Origin of the sequence: Marinomonas foliarum (assembly GCF_003337275.1) — a bacterium.
Taxonomy (GTDB): Bacteria; Pseudomonadota; Gammaproteobacteria; order Pseudomonadales; family Marinomonadaceae; genus Marinomonas; species Marinomonas foliarum.
Genome location: NZ_QPJQ01000008.1, coordinates 25,796 through 44,601 on the forward strand (window position 1 = coordinate 25,796; position 18,806 = coordinate 44,601).

At 44.4% G+C, this 18,806-nt stretch carries 18 protein-coding genes; 4 read left to right on the forward strand and 14 right to left on the reverse strand.

Annotated features, from left to right (window positions below; all coding sequences use genetic code 11):
- Entirely contained in the window at positions 1 to 780 is a 780-nt protein-coding gene (gene cysZ, locus DFP77_RS06035; RefSeq protein WP_114411384.1) for a sulfate transporter CysZ, read from the forward strand.
- On the forward strand, positions 780 to 1,622 hold the full coding sequence (locus DFP77_RS06040; protein ID WP_114411385.1) for a response regulator: 843 nt from the start codon (positions 780 to 782) through the stop codon (positions 1,620 to 1,622). The genes cysZ and DFP77_RS06040 overlap by 1 nt, the downstream gene beginning before the upstream one ends.
- 67 nt (positions 1,623 to 1,689) lie before the next feature.
- Here DFP77_RS06040 and phoR read toward each other — a convergent pair whose 3' ends face one another.
- The 9 genes from phoR to DFP77_RS06085 form a co-directional block, all read right to left on the reverse strand.
- Complete coding sequence (gene phoR, locus DFP77_RS06045) at positions 1,690 to 3,039, reverse strand: phosphate regulon sensor histidine kinase PhoR (RefSeq protein ID WP_114411386.1); 1,350 nt, start codon at positions 3,037 to 3,039, stop codon at positions 1,690 to 1,692.
- The gene (gene phoB / locus DFP77_RS06050; RefSeq protein WP_114411387.1) at positions 3,036 to 3,731 is read right to left on the reverse strand and encodes a phosphate regulon transcriptional regulator PhoB; all 696 of its coding nucleotides are present in this window, start codon (positions 3,729 to 3,731) and stop codon (positions 3,036 to 3,038) included. The genes phoR and phoB overlap by 4 nt, the downstream gene beginning before the upstream one ends.
- An 84-nt stretch (positions 3,732 to 3,815) precedes the next feature.
- The gene (gene ubiA / locus DFP77_RS06055; RefSeq protein WP_114411388.1) at positions 3,816 to 4,670 is read right to left on the reverse strand and encodes a 4-hydroxybenzoate octaprenyltransferase; all 855 of its coding nucleotides are present in this window, start codon (positions 4,668 to 4,670) and stop codon (positions 3,816 to 3,818) included.
- Positions 4,667 to 5,242 (reverse strand): chorismate--pyruvate lyase family protein, encoded by a 576-nt coding sequence (locus DFP77_RS06060; protein WP_239544473.1) that lies wholly within the window; start codon positions 5,240 to 5,242, stop codon positions 4,667 to 4,669. The genes ubiA and DFP77_RS06060 overlap by 4 nt, the downstream gene beginning before the upstream one ends.
- 6 nt (positions 5,243 to 5,248) lie before the next feature.
- Positions 5,249 to 6,517: an HDOD domain-containing protein gene (locus tag DFP77_RS06065; RefSeq protein WP_114411389.1), complete on the reverse strand. Its 1,269-nt coding sequence runs from the start codon at positions 6,515 to 6,517 to the stop codon at positions 5,249 to 5,251.
- A gap of 99 nt (positions 6,518 to 6,616) precedes the next feature.
- Positions 6,617 to 7,396, reverse strand: coding sequence for an amino acid ABC transporter ATP-binding protein (locus tag DFP77_RS06070; protein ID WP_114411390.1), 780 nt, complete (start codon positions 7,394 to 7,396; stop codon positions 6,617 to 6,619).
- Positions 7,397 to 7,418: 22 nt separating this feature from the next.
- Positions 7,419 to 8,519: an amino acid ABC transporter permease gene (locus tag DFP77_RS06075; protein WP_114411391.1), complete on the reverse strand. Its 1,101-nt coding sequence runs from the start codon at positions 8,517 to 8,519 to the stop codon at positions 7,419 to 7,421.
- Between the two features lie 10 nt (positions 8,520 to 8,529).
- Positions 8,530 to 9,705, reverse strand: coding sequence for an amino acid ABC transporter permease (locus DFP77_RS06080; protein ID WP_114411392.1), 1,176 nt, complete (start codon positions 9,703 to 9,705; stop codon positions 8,530 to 8,532).
- A gap of 102 nt (positions 9,706 to 9,807) precedes the next feature.
- Entirely contained in the window at positions 9,808 to 10,833 is a 1,026-nt protein-coding gene (locus DFP77_RS06085) for an amino acid ABC transporter substrate-binding protein (RefSeq protein WP_114411393.1), read from the reverse strand.
- A gap of 554 nt (positions 10,834 to 11,387) precedes the next feature.
- On the opposite strand from DFP77_RS06085, the gene lrp reads away from it, so the two are divergent.
- Positions 11,388 to 11,864 (forward strand): leucine-responsive transcriptional regulator Lrp, encoded by a 477-nt coding sequence (gene lrp, locus DFP77_RS06090; protein ID WP_110577100.1) that lies wholly within the window; start codon positions 11,388 to 11,390, stop codon positions 11,862 to 11,864.
- A gap of 39 nt (positions 11,865 to 11,903) precedes the next feature.
- On the opposite strand, the gene recG is transcribed toward lrp, so the two are convergent.
- Together recG and DFP77_RS06100 are read right to left on the reverse strand one after the other, a co-directional pair.
- Positions 11,904 to 13,985 carry an ATP-dependent DNA helicase RecG gene (gene recG, locus DFP77_RS06095; RefSeq protein ID WP_114411394.1) on the reverse strand — a complete coding sequence of 694 codons (2,082 nt, stop codon included), beginning with the start codon at positions 13,983 to 13,985 and terminating at the stop codon, positions 11,904 to 11,906.
- A gap of 9 nt (positions 13,986 to 13,994) precedes the next feature.
- Positions 13,995 to 14,900 (reverse strand): hydrogen peroxide-inducible genes activator, encoded by a 906-nt coding sequence (locus DFP77_RS06100; protein ID WP_114411395.1) that lies wholly within the window; start codon positions 14,898 to 14,900, stop codon positions 13,995 to 13,997.
- Between the two features lie 110 nt (positions 14,901 to 15,010).
- Between DFP77_RS06100 and DFP77_RS06105 the strand changes: the two genes are divergently transcribed.
- Positions 15,011 to 15,853, forward strand: a complete 843-nt coding sequence (locus DFP77_RS06105; RefSeq protein WP_114411396.1) for an NAD-dependent epimerase/dehydratase family protein — start codon at positions 15,011 to 15,013, stop codon at positions 15,851 to 15,853.
- A 72-nt stretch (positions 15,854 to 15,925) separates the two neighbouring features.
- Here the strand turns inward: DFP77_RS06105 and ridA are convergent, their stop codons facing one another.
- The 3 genes from ridA to rpoZ form a co-directional block, all read right to left on the reverse strand.
- Complete coding sequence (ridA, locus tag DFP77_RS06110; protein WP_114411397.1) at positions 15,926 to 16,312, reverse strand: deaminase RidA; 387 nt, start codon at positions 16,310 to 16,312, stop codon at positions 15,926 to 15,928.
- 54 nt (positions 16,313 to 16,366) lie between these two features.
- On the reverse strand, positions 16,367 to 18,484 hold the full coding sequence (locus DFP77_RS06115; protein ID WP_114411398.1) for a RelA/SpoT family protein: 2,118 nt from the start codon (positions 18,482 to 18,484) through the stop codon (positions 16,367 to 16,369).
- Positions 18,485 to 18,546: 62 nt separating this feature from the next.
- Positions 18,547 to 18,771 carry a DNA-directed RNA polymerase subunit omega gene (gene rpoZ, locus DFP77_RS06120; RefSeq protein ID WP_114411399.1) on the reverse strand — a complete coding sequence of 75 codons (225 nt, stop codon included), beginning with the start codon at positions 18,769 to 18,771 and terminating at the stop codon, positions 18,547 to 18,549.
- Between the last annotated feature and the right edge of the window lie 35 nt (positions 18,772 to 18,806).

The following is an 18,806-nucleotide window of genomic DNA, read 5'->3' on the forward strand; positions in this document are numbered from 1 at the left end:
GTGATTACTCACCCATTTAAAGCCGCAGGGGCATTTTTTAAAGCATTCCCTTTGGTTCTGTCGAAAGAGTTAAGAGTGTTTATATTGGTTCCACTACTGGCAAATTTTGTGCTGATGGGACTACTTTATATGGTGGCGTTTAGTTATTTTCAGTCCTTAATGGACTCCGCTATGGGGTATTTACCAGAGTGGGTTTCGTTTCTGAATTGGCTGTTTTATCTTATTTTCGGTGCCATTATTAGTGTGCTGCTGTTTTACAGCTTTTCGGTTGGGGTTAATATTTTAGCGGCGCCATTTATGGCGTTTCTAGCAGAAAAAGTGGAAGAAAAAGAAACGGGTAAAGTCTTTGATGAGGTGCTAACCACGAGTGTCATTATGGCCATTGTTGGTCGTAGTTTGCAGCGTGAGTGTCAGAAAATCCTGTACTTTTTACCACGCTTTATTCTGTTGCTTTTATTGTCTTTTATTCCTCTTGTTAATGTTATAGCGCCTGTATTACTGTTGTTATTTTCTGCTTGGATGCTGTCTTTGCAATATATGGATTATGCGTTTGATAATAATAAGGTCAAATTCCATGATATGAGAATGGCATTGCGAGCTAAGCCTTTATTATGTTGGACGTTTGGCGGGATTGTTATGGTGTCTTTGACCATTCCGTTTTTAAATTTATTTATGATGCCGATTGCTGTTGTAGCGGCCACGCTGTTGTGGATTTCGGTTTTCAGATCACAGCATGGTGATTATTCTGCCTTGTTAGATCGCACTAATGGAACCTTGTGATGTCTTTAAAAATATTGGTTGTTGATGATGCCTCTTTTACTCGTGATTTGATTCGGCGGACATTGCGTAAGCAGTTTCCTGCAGTCGAGATTGAAGAAGCGGTAAATGGCCGTAAAGCCCAGCAAATGCTGACCAAAACGCAGTTCGATATTGTTTTGTGTGATTGGGAAATGCCTGAAATGACAGGGGTTGAACTGCTTAAATGGTGTCGAGAGCAGCCTAAATACAAAAAAGAAGATGTGCCCTTTGTGATGATTACGAGCCGTGGTGATAAAAGCCATGTGGTGGAAGCTGTTCAGTCTGGCGTAACGGATTATCTTGGAAAGCCGTTTTCTAGTGAGCAATTAGCAAACAAAGTCATATCCGCAGCTAAGAAGCATGGGCTTGATAAGAAACTGACGTCACAGAAATCTCGTGAATCTGCCTCTCCTGGTGGTGTAAGCACGGCATCACTCGATGTACTCATGGGAGCGGGTAAATCTGCTCCTGTAAAAGCCACCAAGTTTACCAACCCCGATGCGCCCGTTGTGTCAGTAAAGGATGTCAAAATCCCGACCATAGTGCGCTTCGAAGGCAAACAGTTTCGTTGCATGGTTATCCAGTTTAGTAAGACCGAAGCGACCATGTTCATTAAGAGTGACGATGTCGTGCCGCAAGTATTGGGGCAGGCTGTATTGGATTTGGAGCATAAAGGCGTAACGAATCGCTTAAATTATTATGTACAATCCGTAGCAACGACTGAGAAGAAACATGACTCGACTTTTTTGACGGTAATTTTAAGCTTGATCGACCAAGACAGCGAAAAAGAGGCCTTTATTAGTCAGTTGTTTGAAAGCTTATAAACTTCCATTATCAAAACCCTCCTCACAGCCTCCCCTTGTAAAGGGGGAAGCTGTGAGGAGGGTTTAATTAATCACTTGGCGACTCGTTGCTTTCGTCTGTTGTAATTGCAATAGCAGCTGTTACAGCATCATTCCTAATTCTGTTAGCCGGGAAATGACACGAGAAAGTACTACCAAAACCTGGCTGGCTGCGAATCTGTAACTTAGCTTCATGATGCAATAATACATGCTTCACAATCGCCAGACCTAAGCCAGTGCCGCCTGTTTTGGAGCCTCGACCTTTGTCCACTCTGAAAAAACGCTCTGTGAGTCTAGGTATATATCGAGGGTCAATCCCGATTCCACTATCTTGTACCGAGAACACGCCGTTAAATTCGCTTGATTCCCACTTTACTGTAATGGCGCCACCATCTGGTGAATACTTGATGGCGTTGACGATTAGGTTCGAAAACGCACTGTAAAGCTCTTTATAGGAGCCATATAAATGCGCCTCTTCTGGAATATGCAAAGACAGTGAGTGTGAATCTTTGAGGATTGGTCCCATCGCATTAGTGATGGAGTTTATGATGTTGGATATTTTATGCCACTGATTTTCTTCACGTTTGTCGTTGCTTTCTAAACGCGAAAGCAACAAGAGATCTTCGATAAGCTGTTCCATTCGTTCAGACTGCTCAGACATATTGACGATGCCTTTTTGCATACTGCTAGGTAAGCTGTCTCGAAACATGTCGAGAGTTTCTAAATACCCTTTAATTACGGTAAGTGGGGTTTTTAATTCATGAGATGCATTGGCGACAAAGTCTTTGCGCATCTGCTCTAATAAGTGCAAACGTGTGACATCACGAACAAAAATCAAGTGGTCATTTTTGTCATATAAAGTGGTTTGAATTTCTAAATAGACACCGTCTTTGGCGGGAGACTTAATGATTAAAGGTTCCCCAAAACGCTTTTGACTAAAGTAACGGAAGAAGTCTGGGTTGCGGACGATGTTGGTTATGATTTGGCCACGGTCTGTGTGACGAATTAAGCCAAGGAAATGCCCTGCGGAATTGTTCCACCACTCTAAATTACCTTGATTGTCCGCCATGATCACGCCTTCTTTCAAGGCGGTGGTCGAGCTTTCAATACGTGTTAAGGCTTGGCGCATTCGGCGCTTAGACTTGCGCTGCTTTTTCTGTAGGCGATAGACAGCGTCAAAGACGTCACCCCAAATACCACTGGCTTCTGGGGGGGCTGCGCGTCCCGAATAGCGTAACCAATTATGAAACTGATAAAGCTGATAAAGTTGCCAATACAAAGAGCCCAAAACATACAGCAGCAAAACACCTAATAATTGCCCAACGATTAGGCCGATGACAACACAGGCAACTAACCCTGCTAGCCAACTCAGAATGGTGTTTCGCCAAATGGTTTTCATACGGACCTTTTTGCTGAAAAGCGGTAACCTGTTCCTCGTACAGTTTGTATCAAGAAATCATGAGTACTGCCAATGGCTTTGCGTAAGCGACGAATGTGAACGTCTACTGTACGCTCTTCAACGTAAACGTTACCGCCCCATACTTGATCTAATAATTGTGCTCTAGAGTATGCACGCTCTTGGTGGGTCATTAAGAACTTGAGCAAACGGTATTCTGTTGGCCCCATTTCCAAAGGACGGCTACCAATGGTGACGCGTTGGCTGATTGGGTCAAGCGTTAGGCCTTCGATTTCAATAGGCTCATCAACACCTTGTGGTGTTGCGCGACGCAATACGGCTTTTAGGCGTGCAACTAACTCTCTTGGTGAAAAAGGTTTCGTAATATAATCATCAGCACCGACTTCTAGGCCCTGTATTTTATTATCTTCTTCACTTTTCGCTGTCAAAATAATGACGGGAATTTCCGCCGTCGTCGTGTCTTTTTTCAAGCGACGTGTTAGCTCAATGCCACTGCCCCCTGGCATCATCCAATCGACAAGCACTAGGTCTGGTCGATGATCTACAATGATTTCATGGGCTTGCTGGATATTTTCTGCTTCCAAATACTCGTAACCCGCCATTTCAAGGGCTATGGCTATCATTTCGCGTATGGAAGATTCGTCATCAATAATTAATACTTTTTTACCGGTCACAGGATTCATCCTCATCTCAGGAACGGTTTCATTAAAGCGACCAATTGTGACAATTCGATTACATTGTCACAACTTTGCCACATATTACACAAAATAGCTTAGTACTAGGCCAATAAAGACACAGTACCCAATGCGGTTGTTGTCTAAAAAAGAACGAAAGCAAGCTTGTCTATCGCGCTCTTTTGCTTGTTTAAATTGTTGATAAAACAAACCAACACAGACAACAAGTGACACAAAGTATAACCAATGTAGTCCAGCGAGTAGGCCAATCCAAGTCAATAAAGATAAGGTGAGCCCCTGTAGGCAAACAATAACAAATAAATCATAGCGACCAAATAAGATTGCTGTCGATTTAATACCGACTTTTAGGTCGTCGGGACGGTCTGTCATCGCATAATAGGTGTCGTACGCCATTGTCCAAAAACAGTTGGCGACAAACAACATCCATAGCTCAGGGTCTGCCAAATCTCCTCCCTGTGCGCTGTAAGCCATAGGAATCGCCCAAGAAAAGGCCAAACCAAGAAACAACTGCGGCAGATGCGTGTATCGCTTCATAAACGGATACAGAGCAGCAAGGCCCAAGCCAGCAAACGACAATAGAATCGTTCTTAGGTCTGTAAAGAGTACCAAGATGAAACTCAAAATAGACAAAGCGCAAAAGAGGAGAAGTGCTTCTTTTTCAGACACTCGACCCGACGGTAGAGGGCGGTTCTTAGTTCGTTCAACATGGCCGTCGACTTTTCTATCAGCGAAGTCATTAATGACGCAACCCGCTGAACGCATACTAAAAACACCTAGGACAAAAATAATCACTAGATGCCATTGCGGCATGCCGTCGGCCGCCAGCCATAAAGCCCATAATGTTGGCCACATTAGTAAAAAAGAGCCAATAGGGCGGTTGAATCGTGTTAATTCTGCGTAGTCTTTAAGCTTGTTCATACTATTCCAAACGGTGATTTTAGCTGGTGTATTTCATCAAAAAAAGCTTCATTAACCAATATCCCCGGGCCAAATTGGTGGAATACAGAACGCCGTGCCCACACTGAATTAGGTCGGTTTGGGAACATGTGCTTTGGTAATTGTGTGACTTCGATACCGCTTCGCTTGAGAGCTCTGTGCTGGAACAAATAGCCGCCTAATGGCTTGTTTTGTAATTGTTTTACTTGGCGCCAATGTCCCTTCAAGGACTTCGCAGGAATAACCGAGCGAGCATAAATAACGGCTTGTCCATCGACCTTGAGTAGCACAGTACGAATGCGTGCTGCGTCTCTTGGTCCTAGCTTCAGGCGCTTTCGTTCCCTTGCTGTTGGAATTCCCCAGGCGTCTTCGAGGACTTCTACAATTAATGTTCCCACGCAGTGTAACTTCGCAGTGAGAGAATCTTTAGTGGTCAACCAAGGCCAAAGCTTTTGCGGTACTTTCATTTTATTAATTTGATGTACTGGAGACCAGCGGTAGTCAAATTGTTGTGCGGCAGATGGATTCATTATTGCCTGATGCATCTTTGTCATTTGAAGTTAGGTGTTCATTTTATTGATTAAGGCGACCATCTTATGCAGTTCAGCGGATTTTTGATAAATCGCATTACGGCAGTCTTCCGCTTCTTCCAGTGTTAATCCAATTTCTAGTAACACAGAAGGCTCTATTGGATTGTTATGGCGTAGCTGATTAGAGACAAACAGTAATTTCGCTAACATCGCGTGTTCCCCATAGTAGTGAGGTTTTTTGCTGTATCGAATCGCCATCCAAATGTTATCCGGTAGGCTCCAGTAACGTAGTAGCCAAGAACCTAACTGTTCTTTGGTGAAATGCAATATTTGCATCTCAACCAGTTCTGAGGGCAAGTGCGCGTTTGCTTCTTGGTAACGTGAAAGAATGGAGAAATGTGGTGGTAAAATCGTACTGATGCCCAAGTAACCAAAGTTATGTAATAAGCCAGCAAGGTAAGCATGACCAAGTTTTGGGCGATTTTGCAGAGGCATGGCTTTTACCAAAGACTCCATTAATACGGCATTTGATACGGAATCGAGCCAAAAATCTTCATAGTGACGTGGACCATCTTCTGGTGCTTGAAAGCCATTTCCCATTGATAAACCAAGCGCTAAGTTCATCACCATGTCATAGCCTAAAACGCGTATGATCGCATCCTCTACAGACTCTATAGAGCCTGGTGCGCCATAGTAAGGAGAGGATGCCCAGCTAATGACTTGAGCAGCCAAACTTGGGTCGAGAGCAATGACATCACATAACTCATCGGTGCCCGCGGATTTGTCCGTAGAAAGGCGAATAATACGATGAGATGATGCCGGCAAAGGCGGAATTTCTAATGTTTCTTCAATTCGCTGTTTAAGGCGAATGGACTGGAATCGACCAAGGGCCTGAAGAATTTGCTCTTCATCGTGTTCGTGATTATCAACAGGACGATTGATGAGTGATGTATCAATGGAAATGGCTTCAAAGCGATTCAGAGGACCTGAAAACATCGCCTCTAACTCTGCTGAGGTAATGTCATGATAGGCACCATCGACTTTAGTTCGAATCGAAAACACAGCTTCTTTTAGCATGCTTGCTTCTAAAATTGTGGTCACACTATTTGGTTTAATCAGTGGGTCGCCAGAGCTGTGATAATGATTAACTGGCTCAAAACGGCGTTTCGTCAGTCGTGATACTGCAGAAATATCAAGCATATTGTTTTCAGGGAAAATAACCTGCAAACGACCAGTGTGATCGGCTAGATGTACCACGCGTAATCTAGGAGTTGTTTGAAGGTCGATGGAAGCGTCCATGTGTTTTCCTGTTGTGAATGACGTATATAAAAAAAGCCCCTATAAAAGGGGCTTTGTGAATATAACAGATTTTAAGTTCTAGTTCTGAATAGTAACTGATTAGTGATTCAGAATTTGACTCAAGAACATCTGAGTACGGTCGTGTTGAGGATTGTCGAAGAATTCGTGAGGCTCATTCGCTTCAACGATTTCACCAGCATCCATGAAGACAACACGGTCAGCGACGGTTTTAGCAAAGCCCATTTCGTGTGTTACACACACCATGGTCATGCCTTCTTCGGCTAGCTGAACCATTACGTCCAATACTTCTTTGATCATTTCAGGGTCAAGTGCAGACGTTGGTTCATCAAATAACATGATGCGAGGCTGCATACACAAACCACGAGCGATAGCCACACGTTGCTGCTGACCACCAGACAACTGACCTGGAAATTTCAAAGCTTGGTTAGCAATTTTGACACGCTCCAAGTAATGCATCGCCATTTCTTCGGCTTCTTTCTTAGGTGTTTTGCGTACCCAGATTGGTGCCAACGTCAGGTTTTCTAAAATAGTGAGATGTGGGAACAAATTAAAGTGCTGAAACACCATGCCCACGTCTTTACGGATCGCTTCGATGTTTTTCAGGTTGTTGTTCATCTCAACACCATCAACCAAAATTGAGCCTTTCTGATGCTCTTCTAGGCGGTTGATACAACGTATCATCGTTGATTTACCTGAGCCAGAAGGGCCACAAACGACAATACGTTCGCCTTTCTTTATGCTGAAATTGATGTTTTTAAGTACATGAAAATCGCCGTACCACTTGTTTACATCGTTAAATTCGATGATTGCTTCTTCGCCCTGCGCTAGCTGGGCACGAGCCATGTTTGTATCTGTCATAATAAAGACCTCAAATTCTTAACTAATTTCGCTTGTGCCCAGTTTCTAATTTACGCTCGAGAGCCATACTATAACGAGACATACCAAAGCAGATAGCCCAATAGACAAAACCTGCAAAGGCATAACCTTCGACTGTCGTTCCTAACCAGTTAGCGTCATGGTTAGCGGCTTGAATTCGACCTAAGAAGTCAAACATACCAACGATATAAACCAAGGTCGTGTCTTTAAACAAAGCAATGAAAGAGTTCACTATTCCAGGGATTACCAGTTTTAGTGCCTGAGGCAAAATAACTAGAACCATAGACTGCCAGTAGGTTAAGCCCATCGCATCAGCGGCTTCATATTGGCCTTTAGGAATCGCTTGTAGACCACCACGGACCACCTCAGCCATATAAGCTGCAGAGAACAAGGTGATACCAATCAAAACACGCAATAATTTATTGAAGTTCAAACCTTCAGGCAGGAACAACGGGATCATTACAGATGCCATAAACAAAATAGTGATCAATGGTACAGCACGAATAGTTTCGATGAATACCACACACACAGATCTTGCGATTGGCATGTCTGAGCGTCGACCAAGAGCCAATACTACCCCTAATGGGAAGGAGGCAACGATACCAATGACACCAAGCAGCACAGTAAGAAACAAACCGCCCCATAAAGAGGTCTCTACAACTTCTAGGCCAAATATCCCACCAGCGAACAAGAAGTAAGCTACAACGGGGTAAGCAAAGATAATCGCAAGAGAAAGGTGCAATTTATTAATCGTTTTAATGGCAAAAGCACCCACCATAACGATTAATAAAATAACGGCTAAATTAATGCGCCACGTTTCTGCCTCAGGGTATAACCCGTACATAAACTGGTCAAAATAGACAACTATGAACGCCCAACAAGCACCGCCACCTGTACAAGCGGCTTTTGAAGTACCTTCCCATGTTGCATTGATGAACCCCCATTCTATGATAGGTGGAATGAGCAAATACATCAGGTACAAGCTGAAAAGAGTTAGGAATATATTCAGAGGGGACGAAAATAAATTCTGACGTACCCATGCCACAGCACCAACCGATGCAACCGGTGGTGGGAGGCTTGGTGATGGTTTAAAGATAATAGCCATGATCTGCCTCCTAGCGCTCAATTAATGACATTTTGCTGTTGTACCAGTTCATGAATACCGAAATCGATAGACTCAATGAACCGTAAACCAACATACAAAGACCTATGGTTTCAATTGCCTGACCTGTTTGGTTGAGCGTCGTACCCATTACCACTGCAACCAATTCAGGGTAAGCAATCGCAGCCCCTAGAGAGGAGTTTTTCGCCAAGTTGAGATATTGGCTAGTGAGCGGTGGGATAATTACGCGCAATGCTTGAGGCAATACGATAAGTCGTTGAGTGAGGTTATCACGTAGCCCCAAAGATCGAGCCGCTTCGGTTTGTCCCCAGTTCACAGACAATATGCCAGCTCGAACGATCTCGGCAATGAATGCTCCGGTATAAGTTGATAAGGCCACTAAAACGGCAACAAACTCAGGAGGGAGCACCATACCGCCAGTTACGTTAAAGCGACTTTTCTGAGGTAAGTCGAACTCTATCGGAAACCCAGAGACAGCTAAAAATAGGAGTGTCACACCAACAATAACGCCAAGAGATGACCAGTAAGCAGGGAACCATAAGCCTGTTTTAGTCTGACGTTTTTTCGCCCAAATGACCAAGCCAATAGACGCTACAATCGACAAAATAAAGCCGAAAATAACCAATCCAAATCCATCTTGAGCTATTGGGTTAGGTGAGTAAATGCCGCGCTTGTTTAATAGGAAGTCGGCAAATTCATAGCTATCTCGTGGTGCTGGTAATGCTGCAAGTACAGCAAAATACCAAAAGAACATTTGCAGTAGTAATGGAATATTACGCAATGTTTCGATGTAGACAGTGGCTAAACGTGCCACTAACCAGTTTTTAGATAGTCGAGCTAGCCCCATTATTACGCCAATAATGGTGGCTAATACAATCCCTAATAAGGAAATAACGAAGGTATTGATTAAGGCAACAAAAAACGCTCGCCCGTATGTATTTGCCTCAGTGTATTCAATTAGGTGAATAAGAATTGGAAAGCCAGCTGGTTCATTGAAAAATGAGAAACCAGTGGAAATTCCTCGGTTGTCGAGGTTGGACTGAAGGTTACTAAATAAGTAATAACCCGCAAAGACCACCATCGCTAGTAGCACAATTTGAAAAATTAGGGCGCGATTACCTGCGTCATTCAAAAAGCTGTTATTGCTTGGAGTTGTTTTATCGCTCATCTTAGTTCAGGCAATGGAATGCTCGTCAGATGTGTAAGGAAGGGGGGAGAAACCCAGCGGCATTCGCCGCTGGGTAAATACCCAAGCAGGTTGCTTTAGGTATTAACGAACTGGTGGCGCGTACATGATGCCGCCAGCTTCAGTCCATAGAGCGTTAAGACCACGTGGTAGATCTACTGGAGTAGATGGACCTACGTTGCGCTCAAACACTTCACCGTAGTTACCTACGTTAGCGATAATGTTGTAAGCCCAGTCAGCAGGAAGACCAAGTTGTGACCCCATATCACCTTCAACACCTAGTAGACGTTTGATGCCTGGGTCATTAGTTTCGCTTTTGACCTTGGCAACGTTTTTAGATGAGATGTCCATTTCTTCAGCGTTAACTTGAACAAACATTGACCAAGTTACGATGTCTTTCCATTGGTTGTCGCCGTGACGAACAACAGGGCCAAGTGGTTCTTTAGAAATCGTTTCTGGAAGAATTACGTGAGCAGCTGGATCTGCAAGCTTGGTACGGTGAGCCGCTAGACCAGATTTATCTGTAGTGTAAACGTCACAACGGCCTTGGTCGTATGCAGATAGTGCTTCGTCTGCTTTTTGTACGACAACTGGTACATAAGACAATTTGTTTTTACGGAAGAAATCCGCCATGTTCAATTCTGTGGTTGTACCTTGCTCAGTACAAACGGTTGCACCATCAAGATCCAACGCAGAAGTAACACCTAGATCTTTACGAACCATGAAGCCCTGACCGTCATAGAAGTTGACTGCGGTGAAGTCTAAGCCCAAAGAGGAATCACGTGTGTAAGTCCAAGTAGTGTTACGAGCAAGAATATCAATTTCGCCAGACTGTAGCGCTGTGAAACGCTCTTTAGCAGAAAGAGGAGTGAATTTTACTTTTTGACCATCGCCAAAGATTGCAGAAGCAACAGCGCGACAAGCATCCACATCAATACCTGACCAGTTGCCTTTATCATCGGCATTGGAGAATCCTGGAACACCATTACTTACACCACATTGAATAAAGCCTTTTGACTTAACATCATCAAGTGTTGCGGCAGCAGCACCGGTGCTTATGGTTGCTGCGATTGCAGCAGTCGAAAGTAGTTTACAAACATTCGATTTCATTATATTGAGCCTCCCAGGCGTTTTTATATATGTTGTTATCTTGCTGAAATTTATAGTTCAGAGTTTTACGTCTGTGGTTAATAACGAAGCAAAGTTGATGCCAACATGTAATTATTCTTGTTGTTAGGTATATGCAGATGATTCTTCTAAAAGATCATCACATGCCCCTATAGAATTACTCTTTTGAGGCGTAGTCAAGGATAAACTGTAAGAAAACAGTTAGGAGATACTCATTTTTTACACCTTTTGCAGTGCCAAATGATGGCATTGATAAAAATGTAAACAGCAGGTTTTTCTGATCGATGCTAGAGAATTCAGGGCTTCCCATCGCTATCGCTTTATTTTTATGCTCGTTTATGGGGCGTCGGTAGGAATTTTGTAAAGAATTATTGCGCTAAATGATTTTTTCGCATCATTTTAGTGCCTGAATGAAATCTACTGTGCTTAATTTGAATACCCACATGCAATATAATGAATAAAGCACTTTCCATAATTTGTAATCTGCATGGTAGACTTAGTCATAAATTGAAGTCATGTAAGGAGATCCATATCAGATGGATAACTCAGCAAAACCACTCGATCGCTTAGATAAAAAAATTCTTCGAGAATTACAAATTAATGGCCGTCTATCAAATGTAGAACTGGCAAGTCGCGTAGGGCTTAGTGCGACACCTTGTTTGGAGCGAGTGCGTCGGCTTGAGCGTAATGGCTACATCACAGGTTACTGTGCTTTGGTTAATCCTAAAAAAGTAGACGCGGGACTGCTCGTGTTTGTAGAGATTCGACTTAAGACAACGTCTCCAGAAGGGTTTAACGAATTTAAAGCCGCCGTGACGGAAATTCCAGAAATATTGGAATGTCACTTAATTGCAGGGGATTTTGAATACCTTCTTAAAGCGCGAGTATCCAATATGGATTCGTATCGTCTTTTGCTCGGTGAAACATTATTGACGCTACCGCACGTTCGTGAATCTCGTACCTACGTCGCGATGGAAGAAGTCAAAAATACTACGGTTGTAAATATTCCCTAATTTTATCCTCATCGGCAATGCGGATAATATCAGTACATTTTAGACGTTCAAATACTGGTCATGGTTAGGCAACCAGCGTGATAACAGTGGGGAAACACACTCAGGATGGTGGCGGTACAGTAACGCCGCGGCTTTTTGAACGTCATCAAGTAAGCCCTTATCTCGTTGTAAATCCGCTACTTTAAACTCCCAAAGTCCAGTTTGTCTTGTGCCAAGTAACTCTCCTGGGCCACGTAACTCAAGGTCTTTTTCCGCAATTTTAAAACCATCACTGGTTTCTCGCATGGTGGAAAGACGTTCTTTGCCCTGTTGCCCTAATGGCGCTTTATAAAGTAACACGCAATGACTGGCGGTTTGACCTCGACCCACACGACCACGTAATTGGTGAAGCTGTGCAAGCCCTAGGCGCTCAGGGTTTTCAATCACCATTAAACTTGAGTTAGGCACATCTACTCCCACTTCAATCACTGTGGTGGCAACCAATAGCTGAATCTCACCGGCCTTAAATCGGGCCATAATGTCGGCTTTATCTTGCGCTTTAAGCCGTCCATGCACCAAGCCAATGGATAAACCGCCAAGTTGCTCCTGTAGCAAAATCGCTGTGTCTTCCGCCGCTTGGCATTGCAGAGCTTCGGACTCTTCGATCAAGGTACAAACCCAATAAGCTTGTTTGCCTTCTTCGCAGGCGCTTTTCACTCGATCAATCACTTCTTGTCGACGCTGATCCGACACAACAATAGTATTCACTGGTGTTCGCCCAGGCGGTAGCTCGTCGATGATGGAGCAATCTAAATCCGCATAAGCTGACATGGCTAAGGTTCGAGGAATTGGAGTGGCTGTCATGATGAGCTGATGAGGTTGGAAGCCGTGTTTCATGCCCTTTTCGCGCAATGCCATACGTTGGTGCACGCCGAAGCGGTGCTGCTCATCAATAATTGCGAGAGCCAAGCGATCGAATTCGACGGTATCTTGAAATAACGCATGGGTGCCGACAATGATTTGTGCTGCACCAGAGGCGATATCAGCGAGTTCTTTTTCTCGCGTTTTACCTTTCAGCTTACCTATCATCCAAGCGACTCTTAAGCCGAGTGGCTCAAACCACTGGGTAAAATTTATATAGTGCTGCTCGGCAAGAATTTCGGTGGGCGCCATGATGGCAACTTGATAGCCCGCCTGTACGACAGAGGCGGCAGCTAACGCGGCGACCAAGGTTTTCCCTGATCCTACGTCGCCTTGTACCAAGCGAAGCATAGGATGCCCTGAACCGAGATCCTTAAGGATTTCCTGGAAAACGCGATTCTGAGCATTCGTTGGTGAAAAGGGAAGTTGCTGTAAAAGGCGCTGGCTGAGCTCTCCTGCAGTTTGCACTTGGATTGCAGCGTCTTGCTTGGCTTTCACTCGCTTGCCAATCAGAGAAAGCTGATGCGCCATAAGCTCTTCAAAAGATAGGCGATATTGCGCGGGATGGCTTCCTGATCGCAACAATTCTAGATTGGCTTCTTTGGATGGATGATGGAGAAAGTGAATAGCATCGCTCAATGGTGGCAAGCTGAATTGGGTGCGGATTTCGTCTGGCAGCCATTCTTGTAGATTGTATGGCGTTAAACGTTCTAAGGCTTGCTCACAGAGTTGGCGGATTTTAGTTTGGGTTAAACCGTCGGTGAGCGGATAGATGGGCGTAAGTTGAGCCGTTTCTACTTGTGTCTCGTCGTCACCAATCACCTTGTATTCTGGGTGATAAATTTCAAAGCCAGTACTGCCTCGACGGATTTCACCAAAACAACGAACTCGCTTGCCGGATTCTAGCTGCTTCTTTTGTGCGGCGGAAAAGTGAAAGAAGCGCAAACACAGGGTGCCTGTATGATCTTTGATGCGGCACAATAAACTGCGTCGTTTGCCCATTTTGACTTCACAGCCGGTGACTTGGCCTTCGACTACAGCTTCGTCACCAAAGCGTAGCTGTCCTATTGGCACAACACGGGTTCTGTCTTGGTAGCGAATGGGTAAATGAAACAGCAAATCCTGAACTGTATTCAAATGCAGTTTTGCCAGCTTTTCAGCCATGGCATCGCCAACGCCTTTAAGCTCTCTAACGTCCTGAGTGTTTAATCCATCCATCATGCCGGAACTCTATAACTTAAGGTGCTTGCTGGCATCGCGAATGGATTGGCTCAAGGCTTCAATGGCTTTCGGTCGAGGGAAGCTAGCGCGCCATGCTAAAGCGACGGTACGCTTCGGCGCTGGCTCCGTGAAAGGGCGAACTTCTAGCATATCATGATTAATATTGGTCACGGCGGATTTTGGCAATACAGTCACCCCTAATCCTGATGCCACCATGTAACGGATGGTTTCTAACGAGCTGCCATTAACGATAGTACGACCATCACCATATTCCCCTTCGTTTACTAGTGGGCAGGCTTCTAGTACCTGCTCGCTAAAACAATGGCCTTTACCAAGTAGTAGTAAGTTATCGGTAGAAAGCTGATCGGTTTCTATGTGCGATAACTTTGTCCATGGGTGGTTTTTGGGCATCAGCACAACAAATTCTTCTTCGTAAATCGGCTGAGTGACCACATCTGGCTCGCGGAAGGGCAGAGCGACAATAATGGCGTCTAACTCGCCGTTACGTAGTTTCGGACGTAAATTTTCGGTGAGGTCCTCTTCAATGGACAATGGCATATCAGAGGCGGCAGTGTGCAAAGCTGGAATCATAAAGGGAAACAAATAGGGGGCGATAGTATAAATAGCGCCGACTCTTAGAGGTCCTTTCAACTGGTTTTTACCAGATGTTGCTAACTCTTTAATCATGTTGGCTTGATCTAGCACTCGCTTAGCTTGAGTGATGATCTGTTCGCCTAAAGGTGTGATATAAACGGAGCTTTTGCTGCGTTCAAAAATCGCCGTACCGAGCTCTTCTTCGAGCTTTTTCACAGCAACACTTAACGTTGGTTGCGATACATAACAGCGATCGGCAGCACGGCCAAAATGTTTTTCATCCGCTAGCATTACAATGTATTTCAATTCCGTTAATGTCATAGCACACCTTTCACCTTGGCTGATTCATTGTTAATAACTATGATAATACATAATTTGATAAAGTATACTCGTAAGCGAAAAATTCTGTCTAAGCACCCAGGAGAAAAGATATGGCAAAAATTTTGATCGCTGGCTGCGGGGATTTAGGTTCTGGTGTAGCCACTGAGTTGGTGGCACAAGGTCATCGTGTTACTGGTATTCGTCGGACTAAGTCAGACTTTCCTGCTGGCGTTGAAGGTATTACGGGCGACTTAGTCGATATGTCTGATGACATGCTGCCTGATGTGGATGTGGTGTTTTTAATCATGACACCTAATGGCCGCACAGAAAGTGCCTATCGCACGGCCTACTTCGACACGGCCCAAACATTGATCCGCCGTTACCAATCTGTTGCTACGCCACCGAAGGTGTTTTTCATCTCAAGTACCAGCGTCTATGGGCAAAGCCAAGGCGAGTGGATTGACGAAGCTACACTAGCACAGCCAACATCGGCTACTGCTAAGGTGTTACTCGAAACTGAGCAATCTTTAGCGGCTGCATTTTCTAGCGTATCAGTGCGTTGCTCTGGCATTTATGGTTCAGGGCGTTATCGGTTACTAGAAACCGTTTTAAGCGAAAGTGACTGGGGAGCGAACAGCTGGACCAATCGCATTCACCGCGACGATGTGGTTGCAGCACTAGTGTTGCTGGCGAACTGTGCTTTAAGCGAAAAGCAATTGCCTGCGCACGTTATTGTGACGGATCAAACGCCTGTTTCCATGTGGGAAGTAAAGTTGTGGCTGGCGACGAGTCTTGGCGTCAAAGTAGCGGTGAATGGCGGTGAAGGTTTTGCTCCCACTTCAGGTAAGCGTCTTCAAGGCCAGTATCTTTTATCACAAGGTTGGCTATTGCAGTATCCAAGCTATGTGACAGGCTATAGTGAATTGTTGCGAGAATTTAAAACTTTGCGATAAATACCACTCGAAAAAATAGACATAAAAAAAGAGGCCGTAGCCTCTTTTTTTATCAGTATCAAAGCGAAGAAATTAGTCTTCCAACACCATAATACCTTCAATTTCTACTTGAACGCCTTTTGGTAAAGCACGAACGCCCATTGCGGCGCGAGCTGGGTAAGGCTCTTTTACGAACTGAGTCATCACTTCGTTAACTGTGGCGAAGTTGCCTAAGTCAGTCATGAAAATGTTAAATTTCACAACGTTTTCTAAAGAACCGCCAGCGGCTTCGCATACTGCTTGTAGGTTTTTGAAAACTTGCGTTGTTTGTTCAACGATGTCTTCGCTGATGATTTCCATAGTTTCTGGAACCAAAGGAATTTGGCCAGACAAATACACTGTATTGCCAGCACGTACGGCTTGAGAATATGGGCCGATAGCGGCTGGTGCGTTTTCAGTGTGAATCACTTGCTTTGACATAAATACGTATCCTATTTTCTAGACGGTGATAAACAAAAGATAAATCAAGGTCGACTAACGTCCTACAATGGTTTCGCGAGTGACTTTTTCGACACAACGAACCGCTTTAATACGACGCATCACATCCGCTAAGCCTACGCGACTAGAAATGGTGATGCTTAACCGTAAGCGACTGACTCGGCCTCGTTCAATAATATCAAGGTTCGATACTTGGAAATCAGTGTCGCTGATTGAGCTGGCGATTTTAGCCACTGCACCACGTTCATTGATGTAGGTAACAATGAGGCTAATGTGTAGCTCTTCTTCGATCTCTTTACCCCACGCCATATGAATAAAGCGTTCAGGATTAGATAAATGGTCTTGAACGTTCGGGCAATTAAGGTGGTGAATGATGATGCCTTTATCCACTTGTACATAACCCACAATTGGGTCACCAGGAATAGGAGCGCAGCATTTGGCATAAGAAATAAGCATGCCTTCAGAGCCATTCACCTTAAAGGACTTCGGCGTGACTAGCGTGTCTTCATCAATGTTCGGGAAGAGCTCGCGAGCCACCAAATAGCCAACATGGCGGCCTTTGCCGATAGACTCTAATAAGTCATCTAGTGACGCCAGTTGGTGAGTTTCTAATACTTGCGCAATTTGCTCTATCGTGAGTTCTTCAACATTGGTTTTGAACGTATTTAAAGATCGAGTTAACAGACGATGTCCAATAGATATGGCATTTTCGCGTTGTTTGTCTTTTAAATAGTGACGAATGTTCGTTCGCGCTTTACCTGTAATCGCAAAACTTAACCAAGCGACGTTTGGTTGAGCATTTTTTGCCGTGATGATTTCAACTGTTTGTCCGCTTTCTAATTGCGTACTTAATGGCGCAAGGCGACGATTTATTCGGCAAGAGATGCAGGTGTTACCGATTTCTGTGTGGACGCCATAAGCAAAGTCGACAGGTGTTGCGCCGGAAGGTAATTCAATAATCTGACCGTTAGGTGTAAAGACATACACTTCGTCTGGAAATAAGTCACTTTTCACGTTATCGACAAATTCGACGGGATTACGCGCTTTTTGCTGAATCTCTAATAGGCTTTTCACCCATTTCGTTGCCCGATCATGGTTACTCGGCATGTTAGACGTGCCGCTGACCTTGTAAGCCCAATGGGCTGCAATGCCATTATTCGCAACCAAATCCATTTCTTCTGTGCGTATTTGAACTTCCATCGGTATGCCGTTGGTGCCTAATACTGTGGTATGAAGAGATTGGTAACCATTGGATTTTGGGACAGCAATATAGTCTTTGAAACGACCTTCAATTGGTTTGAAGATGGCGTGAATAACGCCAAGAATTCGATAACAACTATCATGACGATCTGTCACGATACGTACGCCCATCACGTCCATGATCTCATCTAAGGAGCGACGCTTTTTGTCCATCTTTTGATAGATGCTGTAAATATGTTTTTCTCGAACGCTGATGCTAGCTTCTATATAATCTGCAGCCAGTTCGGATCGGATAGTATCTTCAAGCTTTTGGGTGTCTTTAATGCGCTGTTGGCCATACTTTTTATGGATAGCTTTTTGCAGCATGCGGGCACGCATAGGGTAGTAAGCTTGGAAGGCAAGGGATTCTAAAGCAACCCGAACGTTGTACATGCCTAGACGATTCGCAATCGGTGCATAAATGTCTAATGTTTCGCGGGCAATACGGCGTTTTTTGTGGGCTGGCATGGCATCGAGTGTGCGCATGTTATGTAAACGGTCTGCCAACTTAACCAAAATGACGCGAATATCATCAGCCATGGCCATGGCCATTTTTTGGAAGTTATGGGCTTGCTTTTCGACTTGGCTATTGAATTCCAAATGCGTAAGCTTACTTACGCCATCGACTAATCCTGCAACGCCTTCACCAAATTGCTCGGTAAGCGCTTCACGACTGATGCCTGTGTCTTCAATAACATCATGTAGTAGTGCCGCTGTCAGTCCATCACAATCCATTCGAAGTTCCGACAGAATTTCGGCGACAGCGAGAGGATGGGTGACATAGGGTTCGCCACTTTTGCGCTTTTGCCCATCGTGGGCTTGTTCAGCGTAATAGTAAGCGCGTTTAACCTTGGCTATTTGCTCGTATGGCAAATACTGACTGAGAGTCAGTGCTAAATCTTCAATGGTATACATCGCTCACCTCTCTAGGCAGAAAAAGAAGTGCGATAGATGTGATATGAGCGACACCATAGAGATTAAAACTCGTGTAATGGACGCTTTTGTTGATCAATATTATGCGCATTGATCAAGTTTTCAGCAATTTCACGAAGTGCAACTACAGTCACTTTATCGCCTTCTAAAGGCACTTTTGCGTCTTCGCCGCCAGTGGCAAGTTGACGAGCGCGTTTTGAAGCGACCATCACTAGTTCAAAGCGGTTATCAACGTTTTCTAAACAATCTTCTACGGTAACTCGAGCCATTTTGACCTCTGTGTTCGGTTATCTATTTTTCCAAG

What these genes read in the sequence shown, in the direction of transcription:
- DFP77_RS06040 (WP_114411385.1), top strand. Translation starts at nt 780, where the DNA reads ATGTCTTTAAAAATATTGGTTGTTGATGATGCCTCTTTTACTCGTGAT.
- phoR (WP_114411386.1), bottom strand. Translation starts at nt 3,039, where the DNA reads ATGAAAACCATTTGGCGAAACACCATTCTGAGTTGGCTAGCAGGGTTA.
- ubiA (WP_114411388.1), bottom strand. Translation starts at nt 4,670, where the DNA reads ATGAACAAGCTTAAAGACTACGCAGAATTAACACGATTCAACCGCCCT.
- DFP77_RS06060 (WP_239544473.1), bottom strand. Translation starts at nt 5,242, where the DNA reads ATGACAAAGATGCATCAGGCAATAATGAATCCATCTGCCGCACAACAA.
- DFP77_RS06065 (WP_114411389.1), bottom strand. Translation starts at nt 6,517, where the DNA reads ATGGACGCTTCCATCGACCTTCAAACAACTCCTAGATTACGCGTGGTA.
- DFP77_RS06070 (WP_114411390.1), bottom strand. Translation starts at nt 7,396, where the DNA reads ATGACAGATACAAACATGGCTCGTGCCCAGCTAGCGCAGGGCGAAGAA.
- DFP77_RS06075 (WP_114411391.1), bottom strand. Translation starts at nt 8,519, where the DNA reads ATGGCTATTATCTTTAAACCATCACCAAGCCTCCCACCACCGGTTGCA.
- DFP77_RS06080 (WP_114411392.1), bottom strand. Translation starts at nt 9,705, where the DNA reads ATGAGCGATAAAACAACTCCAAGCAATAACAGCTTTTTGAATGACGCA.
- DFP77_RS06085 (WP_114411393.1), bottom strand. Translation starts at nt 10,833, where the DNA reads ATGAAATCGAATGTTTGTAAACTACTTTCGACTGCTGCAATCGCAGCA.
- lrp (WP_110577100.1), top strand. Translation starts at nt 11,388, where the DNA reads ATGGATAACTCAGCAAAACCACTCGATCGCTTAGATAAAAAAATTCTT.
- recG (WP_114411394.1), bottom strand. Translation starts at nt 13,985, where the DNA reads ATGATGGATGGATTAAACACTCAGGACGTTAGAGAGCTTAAAGGCGTT.
- DFP77_RS06100 (WP_114411395.1), bottom strand. Translation starts at nt 14,900, where the DNA reads ATGACATTAACGGAATTGAAATACATTGTAATGCTAGCGGATGAAAAA.
- DFP77_RS06105 (WP_114411396.1), top strand. Translation starts at nt 15,011, where the DNA reads ATGGCAAAAATTTTGATCGCTGGCTGCGGGGATTTAGGTTCTGGTGTA.
- ridA (WP_114411397.1), bottom strand. Translation starts at nt 16,312, where the DNA reads ATGTCAAAGCAAGTGATTCACACTGAAAACGCACCAGCCGCTATCGGC.
- DFP77_RS06115 (WP_114411398.1), bottom strand. Translation starts at nt 18,484, where the DNA reads ATGTATACCATTGAAGATTTAGCACTGACTCTCAGTCAGTATTTGCCA.
- rpoZ (WP_114411399.1), bottom strand. Translation starts at nt 18,771, where the DNA reads ATGGCTCGAGTTACCGTAGAAGATTGTTTAGAAAACGTTGATAACCGC.